We start from the raw sequence: 14476 nt of genomic DNA on the forward strand, positions 1-14476 counted from the left end.
TGTTCTTGAGTTCCTCATCGTCGGCAATGGCCGAAGAGCGTTTCTTGGAGCACCTGTCAAGGGTGGCGGACGGTGCCAATACATAAATTTAAAGCCACTGAACGAAAGTGTAAAATGATAAAAATCTGCGAACGAGAGCCACCAATAACACCCCATTTAGGCAGGTGGAATTCAGTCTTGCAGAACGCAATTCCAGTTGTCAGCGACCGCATACGCTTTTTTCAATTTACACATCATTCAAGTGGCTAAATTCCACAATAAAGGGTTTGACAAAATATGTCAAACCCTCAAAAAACTGAATTTAGTCTTCAGTATGGAATTTACTTTTACATGTGGAATTTAACTTTTCATTCAATCATTTTTTTGATCTGATTGATTTTATTTCGTCGTTGAATAATGCAGCCATGGATATGCCAAGCAAAATCCATGGCTGCATTGTTACATGAGCTGATTAATTAAAGATCAGAAAATTTATCAGATGATTAGCTATTACTGGCCTTCCTCTTTTTGATGTCTTCTTGAACTGCCTTTTTACTTACATCATAAAGTGCACGGCCCTGTTCTCTGCCATAAGCTTTCATGAGACGAACATAGTAGGTATGAAGTGTGTTGGCAGTGAGACCATATCTTGTCATGGCTTCTGTCTGCAATGCTTCCATATCAGGGGCAACCTGTTGTTCGTCATTAGCCTTGGCTTTTGATTCTTTCTTTGAAGAAGTGGATTTGCTTCTTGAAGAGTTGTCTGTGTCTTCGGCTGATTTCCTGGTGCTATCCTCTTCTTTATCGGAAACCTTAGATGAATCTAAAGTTTCCTTAGTTTTACCCTTGGTCGATTTTGATTTGCCGGCGGTCTTCTTGGTGTTCTTACCGGTCTGCTTCTTTTCCTTCTTTTCAGTTGTGGATTTTGAAGCAGAAGCAGTCTGATCTGTACTTTCACCTGAGTCCTTTGAGGTTTCATCGGATTTAGATTCTGACTTTACAGTGGACTTGGCTTCTGTCTTCTTATTAGTCTTTCTGCCGGGTTTTTGATTCTCGGATTTCTTGTTTTTTGCTGAAGAAGATTTTTTGGAGGACTTCTTCTCTTGTTTCAAAGCATCTTCAGCCTGAACCGGAGATGTTGTTTCTTCAGTAGTGACTTCAGAAGCAGCAACGCCTTTTTCTGCATCATTGGTGAGCTCAACCTTTGCTTTTTCTTCATCAGAGTTATCACTCTTCATTTCAGCAGTTGCGGATTCAGCAGTTGCTGCAGCAATAACGGGGGTATCATTTTCCTTTGTTATTTCTGCATTTGGGATTGAGCTATCCTTATCAGATGCCTGTGTATCTGCTTTTACATCAGTGGCTTTCTCTTCTGTCTCCTTCTCCTGTTTATCGAAGATACTTTCCACTTTTTTCATTGAGCGGGAAGCCGGATCATAGACGAACTGAACACGGTTAGGATCGAACTTAGGCTCTGTTTTTACGAGAGCTGTTCTCTGTTCAGGTCTTGGTATGATTGCGGTTTTCTCAGGTGCAGACTTAATCAGTGCCTTTGGTTTTTCCTGCGGTTCTTCTTTTTTGAGGTTATCATCATGATTTGAAGTGTCGGCCTTGGCTGAAGAACCCTTAGTATTGGCCTTCTCCGAATCCTTTGAGGCTTTCTCAGATCTCGAACGATCTTTTCTATTTGATTCTCTGGTTGATTCTTTGGATGATTCTCTTGATGAATCTTTCTTTGAATTGTCACCGAAATCTTTGTTTTTGGAAGACTTGCTTTCAGCAGCAGACTCAGCGGTCTGATCCTTCATCTGCTTTGCAAGCTGGTCCGCCGGGGTTTCCATCATGAGAGGATTAGGAATAAGGGAGGCAGGCTCTGTAACTTCAGTAAAGTTAATGTTCTGTCCCCGTCTTCTCCGGTTTGCCTTACTGAGAGTAGGCCTTGTAGGGATGGTATTCATGGTTGCGAAGGCATCCACAAGATTCGTTTTCTGGGATCTTTCTTTGCAGAGACGGATGCGCTCGTCATCGTTCTTTTCTGAACTGAGGAGGCATTCTTTTATGGTTTCCCCGAGAAGTATTTCTGCGCCTCTCAGACTGTGCCAGAAATCACGAACGGCTGCATAACCTTTGTCTTTGGAAACGATGCAGATCTTCTCACCGGATTCAAGGAACATTCCGGTGGTTGAGGCAATGTACATGTCGAGAGCATTACTGTGCTGTTTTAAGAGTTTTACGAGGCTGACATGAACATTTTTCTTCTTCAGGTCATTTACCATGCCCTTAGTGACAGCGCTGTTTTCGTCACTGTAGTACATTACCAAAGTATCATTGTCGTCAAGGTACTCGTATCCTTCAAGCCCGGATACATGGGTGTTTTCAAAATCAACTAAAATTATCACGTAAGATTCTCCTGCTTTTTCGGCATAATGCTTTCGCTCAAAACCATGAATAAAAAGTCTGAGACCCCAAAAGGGGTCGATGGGTTTGAACATGTTTCTTATGCCATATTTATCTGTACAAATTTTTAAATGATTATAACAAAAAAACCGGTTCTTTTGAACCGGTTTCTTCAAGCGACGAGGATGAGACTCGAACTCACAACCCGTAAAACGGGCACCAACTTTCCAGGCTGGCCGACTACCAATTATCACACCTCGTCATAACAGCTACATCATAATAGCAAAGCTGTAAAGGTTCGTCAAGAATAATTTTGAAATCCCTGGTAGGCAAGGACTATAACAGAAAAAGTTTTAGAAACAGGAAGACAGCCCCGAGGGGCTGTCTTCTTGAAAAGAAAGGAAAAAAAGAAATAGAACTAAAATAGGTTTCCCTACTGTTCTGATTTGTTAAAAAAGTCAACTCTTGTGACTAATGCCATTGTAATCTTAAGAATGGCGGTGTGTCAATAGATTGGGAGAAAATAATTAAAAAATAATAATTATTTGTAAAAATATGCCAGATATTTAATTTGACGCAAATCTGACCCCGGCACTACGATTTTCGGGGAGCCACAACTAAGCCTGCGCCTTTTTAATAAAAGAATTTTCACTGTGACTGTATCCTCTCATTAAGATCAGACAGATATTCCCATCGATCCATCTTTTCTGCCAGCAGGTTTTCGAGCTGCTCTTTTTCCTTGGTCAGTTCGTTTAACTTGATGAAATCCTTGGCATTCTTGAGAATTTCTGCATCCAGTTCGGCAACCTTTGCTTCGGCAGCTTCGATGTCGGCTTCAATAGTCTCCCATTCTCTTTGCTCCTTATAAGTCATTTTGAGCTTTCGTTCACCGATAAAACGCTTCTTCTTGCCATCGCCCTTAGCTGCATCGGATGTATCTGATTCTGACCCCGAGGCTTCACCGGTAACCTTGGCTGCTTTACCAACCCCTGAAATGGAGCCGGCACTTGCAAATACGCTTTCAGCATCGGGATTTCTTCGGAGATACTCTACCTGATAATCGGTGTAACCGCCTTCATACTGAGATATATGTCCGTTGCCTTCAAAGGAAAAGATACGGTTTACTACACGGTCAAGGAAAAATCTGTCATGAGATACGGTAATGACTATTCCGTCGAAATGGTCGAGATAGTCTTCAAGTATGGTCATGGTGCGAATGTCAAGGTCGTTGGTAGGCTCGTCCAGGATCAGGACATTCGGCGCAGACATTAAAACTCTCAGAAGGTACAGGCGGCGCTTCTCACCTCCGCTCAGCTTTTCAACCTTCATGTACTGCTGTGATGGTGGGAAAAGGAATTTATCCAGCATGTTGCTGGCGCTGACGAGACCATCGGTGGTATGAACGTACTCTGCGATGGAGGTCATGGCGTCGATTACACGCTGATTTCCATCAAGTTCTTCGTTTTCCTGGGAAAAATATCCTATCCTTACGGTCTGGCCGATACGGATTTCTCCGGAATCCGGAGTCTCCCAGCCGGTGATCATTTTTATAAGAGTTGATTTTCCGGCGCCGTTGGGACCGATGATGCCGATTCGGTCATTTCTTAGGAAGTTGTAGGTGAAATGATCGATAAGGGTCTGTCCGTCAAAGCCCTTTGTGACATCATCTATCTCGATGGTTGATTTACCGAGACGGGTCTTGATGGAGCTTAACTTGATTTCTTCCTCTTCTGTTGGTCCGTGCATCTGAGACAGCTTTTCGTAACGCTGCAGGCGGCCTTTTTGCTTTGTGGTTCTTGCTTTGGCGCCGCGCATTACCCACTTAAGCTCGTTTCGTAGAATGTTCTGTCGGGTACGTTCCTGTGCCCGGGCGATATCCATTCGCTCAGCCTTAAGCTCCAGATATCCCTGGTAATTTGCCTTGTAACTGTACAGCTTTCCCTGGTCAAGTTCCACGATACGGTCACAGATCTCATCGAGGAAATATCTGTCGTGGGTCACCATAAGGAGGGAACCACGGAAGTTCTTGAGATAACCTTCCAGCCATTCGGACATGGCTCCGTCCAAGTGGTTCGTAGGCTCGTCCAGAATCAGAAGGTCCGCCGTTGACAGCAGTGTGCTTGCCAGAGCGACACGCTTTTTCTGACCTCCTGAAAGGGTGCCTATCTTCTTGTCATAATCATTCTCACCAAGCTTTGACAGGAACTTTTTGGCTTCCGTTTCCAGATTCCAGACATGTTCCTTGCCCTCATTGTCATGGAGAATAGCCTCAAGGATAGTGTCTTCGGGATCGAATTCCGGTGTTTGAGGAAGGTATCGGATGGACAGGTTTCTACGCTTTGCGATATTACCTTCGTCAGGCTCTTCTATGCCCGCCGCGATCTTCAGAAGCGTTGATTTACCGGTTCCGTTAATGCCTATGAGTGCCACCTTCTCACCCTCCAGCATGGAAAAGTCGGTATCCTCAAAGATCTTTCTTTCTGTATATACTTTGGATAAATGTTCTATAGTGATGATGTTGTTTTGTGCCATGTTTTATTTAAGACTCCAATAAAAAATTCCGTCCTTCAGCTCTCTTTCTATAAAGCCGATTCCGTATAGATATTCCAGCAGACTGTAGGTTTTGGTCACAGTCATTTTATATAGGAAGAACTCGTCGTCGTTCTCGGGAGGGCGGGTGAATTTGTATATCTTCTCCGAGATTTCATGGGTGGTTAGACTGTGATTTTTTGCTGTGTGAACAGACTCGTCCCGGCGATGATTCATTGTATCATTTGAGGAACCCGTTTCTGTTTGGCTAATGCTTTTCAAAAGGTCTCTCACATCGGTTGTCTTGCTGAGATAGCTGAATACAGTCTTATCCACGTCTCCGCTTATATCCTCGATTATCTCGCCGTGGGAAGGGATGATGGTCCAGTCGTGACATTCTTCTTTTATATGTTTTAGGGAATCAAAGAATCCCTGCAAAAGGTGTTCGTCGGGATAGGTGGTGGCAACGATGGGGGAAACTTTATGAATCAGCTGATCCGCTGTGAAAAACAGTTTATGCTTATAGTCCTTAAGGCCCATCTGCCCGTAGGTGTGACCCTTCAGCGGGAAGGCTTCGAACTCGTAGTCTCCGTACCGGAACACATCTCCCGGTTCCACATCATTGTAGGGAAAACCCCAGATGGCAAGAACCCACTGGCCGTGCTTCTGTACCCGGTTGGAAACATTGCTGAAAGCTTGCCATACTTCCGGAGTCTTGTCAGGGGTGATGCCGCAGGAATATAAAACTTTTTTCTGAGCCTCCACTGACTCATCACTTACTTTGTAGGCGAGACAGTCATAGGGATGGCGCTCTTCCATCCGGTTCATAAAGAGGCGTGCTCCATTCTTGGCGAACCTGCCTGCCAAACCGCAATGGTCATGGTGTCTGTGGGTGAGAAAGACATCGAGCTTTTCAGGGGAAATATCAAGCTCCAAAAGTGCATAGGTAAGCTTTTCCATGCAGGCATCATTGTTAAATCCGGTATCGATCATGATACTTCTTCCGTCATGCACGGATTCCTTCCCTTTTATGATGAAGATCTGTATTTCGCTGACGCCCTGCTCAATGGTTCTGTCTGTCAGGGTGACTCTGTAAATTCCCGGTAATATTTCTTTTGAAAATTCAAGTTGTTCCATAGTTATCACCAAAATGTTAATGCTTTCAAAGGATTATAGCAGAGATTTGGAGTACAGAAAAGGAAGCTAAGTGATTCTTGTTATTATCTCTCTGTATGGTCTAAATTCAGACAATATGCATTTTTATCTGGCTGTGATATGCTTTCAATTTGAAAAACACATTAATCATTAGTCTTGTAACAGTTCAGTCTTTTTTGGGTATCACAGAAATAATATTTGCCAATCTGGCTGTTTCTAGATTTTGGTGGTATCGAGTATTTCGGGAAAATTTTATAAATCGGATAGTGTGTATAAAATGTGTATTATGATATAATTAAGGAGCATTAATGAAACGTAGAGACCTGATTTTGAGGTTAGAGGCTGTTGGATTTGTTTTTGAAAGAAACGGCGCTAATCACGATATTTATCGTAGAGGAAAAGACATAGAAAAGGTTCCCAGACATCGTGAAATAAATGAAAAACTTGCAGACGCTATTTTGAAGAAATGGAGGGCGTGAAATGACTACAGTATATCCGGTGATTTTAACTAAAGACAAAGATGATATTCTAATTGAAGTACCTGATCTTGAGATATTAACCGAGGCTAAAAGCATTCAGGAAGCCGTTGTTATGGCTAGGGATGCTATCGGGTTAACCGGGATTTCCATGCAGGATAACGGCGATTCGATTCCTGAACCGTCTGATATTGACGATATCGATGTTTCAAAGGGTACATTTGCTGAAGTTGGTAAAGGAATCAAAACACTTGTAGATATCGATTTTGATGAGTATCGCAGGAAGAATGACAACAAAATGGTAAGACGCAATGTTACCCTTCCAAACTGGATGAATCGTCGTGCTGAGCAGGAGCATCTAAATGTTTCCAGGTTTTTGCAAGATGCTTTAGCAGAGAGATATGCGTAAAGCCTGGTGAAATGAATTCTGTTAAAAACCCATCGGTCGACCGATGGGGTTTATCATGTTATCCGCGATTTACAATCGTGAATGATATATGGCTATAATTTTTGTTTATAAATACTTTAGAAATTTCTTACAAAAAGAAAATATTTTTTATTGACAAAAAGTTTGAAAAAAAGTACAATGCAATCAAGTTAAAGAGATGTGGCGAGTGCTTCACAGATCTGAAACGATTCGTGATGAAAAAAGAACCTTAGATGAGATGGCGAGTGCTTCATCGATTCAAGGTTCTTTTTTCGTGCTCTGAAAAGTTTTTATTAAATGGTCCTGCCCTACCCATTGCAAATTTTCGGCATATTCTTTTATTCACCTGATAAATTTTCCTAATACAATTTTTGATAATTATTTAACGGCTCTTGCTATGTAGATACTTAAATCATGATATAATTTAAAAGAATTTAAGGGCAATCTCATGCCCGAAATTAGGAGGAAAGTATGAGAAAAAGCAAAGCATTAATTGCCGGTCTTGCAGCATCCATAGCTCTCACAGCCTGTGGATCTACAACTACACCACCGGCAGCAACCGAGGCTGCGAAAACTGAAGCAGCTAAGGAAACCACAGCCGCAGCCGAAACAACTGCCGCAGGAGCATCTGAAGGTGTTAGCGGTGAGTTCGAGGGAACTGCTCCCGGAATGCAGGGCCCTGTTACAGTTAAGCTCACTGTAGAAAACGGACAGATCACAAAGGTTGACCTCACAGAGATCAGTGAGACAGATTCTCTCACAACAGTTGCAAAGGAAAGAATTCCCGCACAGATTGTTGAGCATCAGACAACAAAGGTTGACGCAGTTACAGGTGCTACTCTCTGCTCCAATGCCATCATGAGCGCTGCGAGAAAGGCAGCTGAGGAAGCAGGTCTTGACCTTACAGTTCTCGATGCCAATGAGTGGCATGCAGAAGCAGGCGCTGATGAAACCTATGATCAGGATGTAGTTGTTGTAGGTGGCGGCGGAGCCGGACTTTCAGCTGCTATCTCTGCTGCACAGCAGGGCGCAAAGGTTACTCTTATCGAGAAAGGCTCTGTTCTCGGTGGTGATACCATGATGGCCGGCGGTGCATTCAATGCTGTTGACCCGGAGGCACAGGCTGAGCGCGTAATGAGTGTTGCCGAGAAGAATACATTGGACGAGTACCTCGCACTTAAGGCTGACGATCCGGATCTTCACTTCGATCAGTTCCCTGAGTGGAAGCAGGTTCTTACAGATCTTCAGGATGACCTTACAAAGTTCTTCAAGGACAATGAAGGCAAGGAAGCCGGCAAGGATATGCCGGGTTATGATTCTATCCCTCTTCACATGTGGCACATCTACACAGGTGGTTTAAGAGAGATGAATGACGGATCATGGGTAGCTTCCAACATCGATCTTGCAAGAAATCTTGCGGAGAATGCATTGGATTCCTATGACTGGACAGGCGATCTCGGAATCGAGACTGCAAGCCATAAGGGAGCAGGAGAAACTCTTTACACCGTACTTGGCGCTATGTGGCCGAGAACCCACGCTTACCAGAACGGCGCTCCTCTTATCGAGGCTCTTAAGGCTGCTGCTGATAAGGAAGGCGTAACTATCTATACAGAGACTGCAGGAAAGTCACTCATCACAGACGCTGACGGCAAGGTTGTCGGTGTTAATGCTGAGAAGGCCGACGGAACCAAGGTCACACTTAATGCTTCAAAGGGTGTTGTTCTTGCCTGCGGCGGATACTGTGCTAACCCTGCAATGGTCAAGGAGTACGATAAGTACTGGGGTGATGACCTGACAGATCATACTCTTACAACTAACGTAGGAACCAATACCGGTGACGGTATCGTTATGGCTCAGGAAGTTGGAGCTGACACTGTAGATATGGGTGTATCACAGCTCATGCCTTCTTCTTCACCTGTAAAGGGAACTATGACAGACGGTATCTGGGCTGATGCTTCAGAGCAGATCTGGATCGATGGTGAAGGCAACCGTTTCGTAAATGAGTATGCTGAGCGTGACGTACTTGCAAAGGCTTCTCTCGGTCTTGACAATGGCGTGTTCTATATCATTTATGCCGGTTCTTCAAAGGATACCGGAAAGTGCGAAGGTGCTGATCCTTCATCAAGTCTTTTCGGAAATACTGTTGAGCACATGGTAGAGACAGGACATGTCTGGTATGGTTCAACTCTTGCAGAACTTGCTGAGGCCACAAAGACAGCAGCTGCCGGTGTAGCTCCTGCATTTACAGAGGAAGCTCTTCGTGAGACCATCGAGAAGTACAACTCTTATGTTGAGAACCAGGCAGATCCTGACTTCGGCAAGGGCGTTCTTGCAGGTGCCATCGACCTTGAGGCTATCGAGAGCAATCCTGACGTAGGAATCGTTATCTCTCCGAGAAAGGCTTCTCTCCACCATACAATGGGCGGTATCGTTATCAACACTGACGGTCAGGTTGTTAATGAGGACGGTGAGGCTATAACAGGTCTCTTCGCTGCCGGCGAGGTTACCGGAGGTGTTCACGGCGGAAACCGTCTCGGCGGTAATGCTATTGCTGACATCTTCACCTACGGACGTATCGCAGGAAAGAATGTTGCCACACAGGGCTGATATGATGCTGTGACATTTAAAACTGTTAAAGGGAGCTTCGGTTCCTGACAACACAATCTAAAGAAACAGGATGTGAACTGAGATATTGTTCACATCCTGTTTTTAAATTGAACAGAACCGCTCTGTGGCTCTATGACTTTTTTGAAGGTGGTGAGTCAGGAACACCGGTATAAAAATACTTCCCGGTTGGAAGCAGAGATCATTTCCTCAGGTATTCCGAAGAAACCGGAAATTCAAAATAGGTTTCGGGATATGGCTCATCCTTCAAAGTAAAATGCCACCACTCAAAGGGGAAAGTATTAAATCCGTTTCTGACCATGACATCCTGAAGGAGCATTCTGTTTTCAAACTGCTCTTCTGTTATTCCTTTGAAATCCGGGTGCGACAACTCTCCAAAGAAGTCAAAAGGTCCGCCCATATCAACTTCCTTTCCGGTTTTCATATCAAGAAGGGTAATGTCTACGGTGCTACCCCTGCTGTGGCTTGACTGCTTTGCTATGTAGCCCGTGGAGAAAAGCTCCTGCTTTTCAAGATCCGGATAAAAATAAGGTTTCATACGGATGTCCGTATCTTCTATTCCCCAAAGGATAAAATGCTTAACTGCTGTTGCAGGACGGTAGGCATCAAATACTTTGATGCGGTAACCCTTGACCATTAGTTCATCAGCGGCACTCTTCATTGCCCTTGCAGCTTCTTTCGTTATGATGGCGCAGGGCTCTTCATAACCGTTTATACGGTCTCCGATGAAATTGTAGGTAGAAAAATATCTGATCTCCTGGATGACACCGGGAACATAATCTGAAAGAAGCACAAAATCTGAAGGGTCTGTTGTTTCACTTATATAATCGGCTTTCATAATCCTCCTCTGTTACTAATGGTTTTTGCCGTTTATTTCTGTCATACAGATACAGATCTAATTGGCTCGATTTTTAGTTTATTAAAACAAAAGTAACCCTATTATTATACTATGAAATCGTATATGGTTTCCATCGGTAAAATCTCTCAAAGTCAGGCATTAAACACATAGTTGTCTAATCTTTTCAATGCCTCTTGAACCCTTGACAATGGAAGTGCAAGATTCATTCTGAGGTGACAATTGCCGTGGAACATTCTTCCGTCCTGAATGGCTACTCCAACGTCCCATGCTGCATGTTCAATGTCGTCAATGGTTTTTCCGTGCTTTTCACACCACTTTGTGCAGTTGACAAAAAGCATATATGTACCCTGTGGTTTACAAACCTCCACGCCCTCGAAGTGATCCTTTATATAACCGCACGCATAATTAATGTTTTCGCTGAGTACCGCTTTTAATTCATCTACCCATTCGTATCCCTCCGGCTTGTAAGCTCCGATGAGGGCGTGCATTGATAATACATTCATCTCATTGTAGTGAGATAATGAGGATTCCTTCTCGACACGGTCTCTTATCCATTTGTTGTAAATTATGTGATAGCTGCCCACAAGTCCTGCAAGATTGAAGGTTTTAGAGGGGGCATACAATGCTACCGTACGCATTCTCGCATCTTCCGAGACTGACTGAGTAGGAATATGCTTGTGATTATTCAGAATGATATCTGACCATATTTCATCAGAGATTACGAAGACATCATGTTTTTTGAAAAGCTCCATGGCCTTTTCTATTTCCCACTTCTCCCAAACACGCCCGCAAGGGTTATGGGGAGAACAGAAAATAGCGGCATGAATCTTATTCTCGATGATCTTCTTTTCCATATCATCGAAATCCATTCGCCATATGTTTTGATCATCAATGTAAAGCGGACTATGCACGATATTGTATCCGTTGTTTTTAAGGGACATGGTGAAACCGATGTATGTGGGACTGTTGACGAGAACATTATCTCCCTTGGAGCAGAACACGTTCAGTGCACTTATTACTCCGCCTAACACTCCATTCTCATATCCTATATCATCTTTTGTGAGCCCGGACACAGAATTTCTTGTTTCATGCCATTTGATAATGGAGTTAAAGTATTCGTCTGTTGCATTGAAGTAACCAAATGCAGGATGCTTGGCTCTCTCAATTATGGCTTCCTGTATTGTGGGCACAGTAGGGAAATTCATATCCGCAACCCACATCGGAATGATATCAAAACCCTCTTTTGGCAGTTCAGGAGTAAATCCCGGCATAGTGCCGAGACCATCAACGGCAATAGAATCCCTGCCTTTCCTGTCCATAATGGAAACAAAATCGTATTTCATTAAATCCTCCTGTAAAGTCCGGAGTATTTTCCGGTTCTTCAAGTATACAATGATTATACGCCAGAAACTGGGAATCGTGTATGATTTAGATGGTTGCTTAGATGCAACAATGCAAAAGAAAACAAAAAAAGATTTCCTTATCAGGAAATCCTTTCTTCTGCACTATGGAGCAGGGGTTGAGGGATTCGAACCCCCATGAGCGGTTTTGGAGACCGATATCTTACCATTGGATTTCCTAAGGTTTTCGGCATTGGTGACCAAAAATGAGACCAAATTGAATTATAAATTAATGTTGAATGTAGATAGAGAAAGTGGTTGGTGATCCCATAATCGTCCCATGCTTCTTCATCCCATATGAGTTTCATCAGTCTTCAATAAGGTCGTGCTGCCACTCAAAATGTGTGTAAATATACTCACATCGAGAAATTGAAGTCCTCACGGATACTTCTTACTGCTTCAACGTGTATGTTTTGGCGATTGCAAGCAATACGCTACTTACAAGTTCTTGTACACTCCACAGTCGTAAATTCCTGCGATAGCCCGCAGTACATACTTACGTTTGCTTGATTATGCAACTTCGTAAGCTATAGCATCTCTAAGATTAAGACTTGCATTGAAATCCCTATCCTCAATATAGCCACATAAACAACGATATATTCTGTCAGAAAGTTTTAAATCTTTCTTGATAGCACCGCAGCAGTGGCATATCTTAGATGACGGATACCATCTGTCTACAATCCTTAATTCAATGCCGTTATCATCACATTTAGTCTTTAGCTTAGCTCTAAATTCATAGAACTTTTGTGATGCAACAGCTTTTGAAAGATGCATGTTCTTCATCATTCCCGACACATTCAAGTCCTCAATAGTTATATAAGACGGTTTGGTTTTCACTATCTCAGCTATTGTTTTATTGATGTAATCAGTACGGATATTGTTTATCCTGTGATGAAGCTTCTGTACTTTAAGCTTTTGTTTTTGTATATTTTTCTGAGTGGACTCTCCTTTCTTTAAATTTTCATACTTGCGCGATAGGCACCTTTGTTCTCTACGCAGTTGTTTTTCAATTTTCCTTAATCTTGCTGACTTATTGATATTCTTGTATCTTTTGCCATTTGAAACAATCGCCAAGTCTTTCAAGCCTAAGTCGATTCCTATGCCGTCATTGCTACTATTGGCAATCCTGACATCAGGTATTTCAACAAGGACTGATACATAATATCTGCCTGCTTTGATAGATACTGTACCGCTTTTGATTTTCCATCCGTCTTTAGTTGTGGGTATATAGCCTTTTTCTTTAAGGCGCACCCAACCTAAAGTTGGAATGTTTAGTCTATGTCTCTCGCATCTGCAATCCTTTGGATTATTCTTTACGAAATACATCTTCACATCTGATTTGCCTTTTTTCTTGAATTTAGGAAAAGCACTCTGATGTTTGAAAAATCTTGTAAATGCAGTACATCCATCTTCAATAGACTTCTTTACAGCTTTTGAATATACTTCTTTAATCCATGTTTTATCAGGATTATTCGGAATATATTCATTATTAAGCCATACACTAAAACTCTTGCCCGTCATAAACTTTTCGCCTTTACCATATAAGCTTTTGTTATGAACAAGATAGAAGTTGTAGATGTACCTGCAAGTACCAATCGTCTTGTTAATCCTGATTTTCTGCTCGACTGTCGGATTTATTTCCGTCTTGAAGCTCTTTAGCAATTTCCTCATCCCCTTCTATTTGTTTTTTATACTTACGAAGTCCATACAACCTACAAGAGAATACATGAAGGATTGAAACAATATCATGCACGAGTTCTTCTTGTGGTGATAGTTCTTCATTGTTCACTACCACTATGGTTGTATTGAACTTCATACAGAATTTTTCAAACCAATCATAGCCAAATCTGATAAATCTATCCTTATGTGTAACTATGATAGTTTTGATTTTTTGTTCCATTACTTCTTCTAATAACTGATTCCATTTTTTACGGTTGTAATTTAGCCCACTTCCATAATCTTCAATACATTGGTCTACGATAATTCCTTTAGCATTACAGAACTGTCGTAAAAATGATACTTGATTCTGCAAATCATCCCTTTGATTTCTTGTAGACACTCTGGCATAAATAACAGTTTGGCGATTATCGTCCTCTGTATTTATACCCTTAAACTGAAGATATTGGTCATAAGTGTAATAACGCCTATCAGTTGGAGTACGATTTGCTTTTAGAGTACCTTCCCTGTCCCAACGTTGTAACGTTTTGACGGAAACTCCTAATAATTCAGCAAAATCTTTTGGCTTGTAATTAGTAATATTAGAAGTGTTCATAATAATGCCCTCCATGAGTACATTTAAACACATTTAATCACTAATGTCAATGTTCCAAATTACTTAGAGACTTCTCCTTCAAGTCTTTTGATAGCTTTTTTTAGGTGCTTTTGATTAGCTTCTGAATAAAAAGGATCTTCGTCAGGAACTGTTATATCAAAAGGAATACGCTTTTCTCTTAGGAATTTCTTGGTGTATATTGAGTAAAAAGTAGTCACATTCATACCGATTGCTTCAAGAGCCTTATCAAGTTCTTTCTTTTCTTTATCATCTATGCGAAGAGTAATTGCAGCCATAATATCTATCCTCCAAATCAAAAACAATACAACTATCTAAAATATACATCAAATGATTGAA

At 42.1% G+C, this 14476-nt stretch carries 11 protein-coding genes and 1 tRNA gene; 3 read left to right on the forward strand and 9 right to left on the reverse strand.

The features are described 5' to 3' along the window. Positions 1–482: 482 nt before the first annotated feature. The 4 genes from T357_RS19905 to T357_RS0102855 form a co-directional block, all read right to left on the reverse strand. The gene (locus T357_RS19905; RefSeq protein WP_049962231.1) at positions 483–2378 is read right to left on the reverse strand and encodes a PIN domain-containing protein; all 1896 of its coding nucleotides are present in this window, start codon (positions 2376–2378) and stop codon (positions 483–485) included. Between the two features lie 175 nt (positions 2379–2553). Then, positions 2554–2638: transfer RNA gene (locus T357_RS0102845), tRNA-Ser, on the reverse strand. Positions 2639–3024: 386 nt separating this feature from the next. Then, a complete protein-coding gene (locus T357_RS0102850) occupies positions 3025–4908 on the reverse strand; it encodes an ABC-F family ATP-binding cassette domain-containing protein (protein ID WP_031548431.1) in 1884 nt (627 codons plus the stop codon). Positions 4909–4911: 3 nt separating this feature from the next. Further along, positions 4912–6042 (reverse strand): MBL fold metallo-hydrolase, encoded by a 1131-nt coding sequence (locus T357_RS0102855; protein WP_031548433.1) that lies wholly within the window; start codon positions 6040–6042, stop codon positions 4912–4914. A gap of 326 nt (positions 6043–6368) precedes the next feature. Between T357_RS0102855 and T357_RS18935 the strand changes: the two genes are divergently transcribed. From T357_RS18935 to T357_RS0102870, 3 genes are all read left to right on the forward strand, one after another. Beyond that, entirely contained in the window at positions 6369–6539 is a 171-nt protein-coding gene (locus T357_RS18935) for a type II toxin-antitoxin system HicA family toxin (RefSeq protein WP_044915981.1), read from the forward strand. A gap of 1 nt (position 6540) precedes the next feature. Further along, a complete protein-coding gene (locus tag T357_RS0102865; protein ID WP_031548435.1) occupies positions 6541–6945 on the forward strand; it encodes a type II toxin-antitoxin system HicB family antitoxin in 405 nt (134 codons plus the stop codon). Positions 6946–7434: 489 nt separating this feature from the next. Then, complete coding sequence (locus T357_RS0102870) at positions 7435–9570, forward strand: FAD-dependent oxidoreductase (protein ID WP_031548437.1); 2136 nt, start codon at positions 7435–7437, stop codon at positions 9568–9570. Positions 9571–9769: 199 nt separating this feature from the next. Here T357_RS0102870 and T357_RS0102875 read toward each other — a convergent pair whose 3' ends face one another. The 5 genes from T357_RS0102875 to T357_RS0102900 form a co-directional block, all read right to left on the reverse strand. Next, positions 9770–10426 carry a M15 family metallopeptidase gene (locus T357_RS0102875; protein WP_044915984.1) on the reverse strand — a complete coding sequence of 219 codons (657 nt, stop codon included), beginning with the start codon at positions 10424–10426 and terminating at the stop codon, positions 9770–9772. Between the two features lie 152 nt (positions 10427–10578). Continuing rightward, positions 10579–11790, reverse strand: a complete 1212-nt coding sequence (locus T357_RS0102880) for a MalY/PatB family protein (RefSeq protein ID WP_031548441.1) — start codon at positions 11788–11790, stop codon at positions 10579–10581. 567 nt (positions 11791–12357) lie between these two features. Then, complete coding sequence (locus T357_RS0102890; RefSeq protein ID WP_044915987.1) at positions 12358–13518, reverse strand: RNA-guided endonuclease InsQ/TnpB family protein; 1161 nt, start codon at positions 13516–13518, stop codon at positions 12358–12360. Beyond that, complete coding sequence (locus tag T357_RS0102895) at positions 13451–14104, reverse strand: IS607 family transposase (RefSeq protein ID WP_197027300.1); 654 nt, start codon at positions 14102–14104, stop codon at positions 13451–13453. The genes T357_RS0102890 and T357_RS0102895 overlap by 68 nt, the downstream gene beginning before the upstream one ends. A gap of 74 nt (positions 14105–14178) precedes the next feature. Further along, positions 14179–14415, reverse strand: a complete 237-nt coding sequence (locus tag T357_RS0102900) for a type II toxin-antitoxin system RelB/DinJ family antitoxin (protein ID WP_031548447.1) — start codon at positions 14413–14415, stop codon at positions 14179–14181. Positions 14416–14476: the final 61 nt, after the last annotated feature.

Source organism: Oribacterium sp. FC2011, from assembly GCF_000701645.1.
Classification (GTDB): domain Bacteria; phylum Bacillota; class Clostridia; order Lachnospirales; family Lachnospiraceae; genus Oribacterium.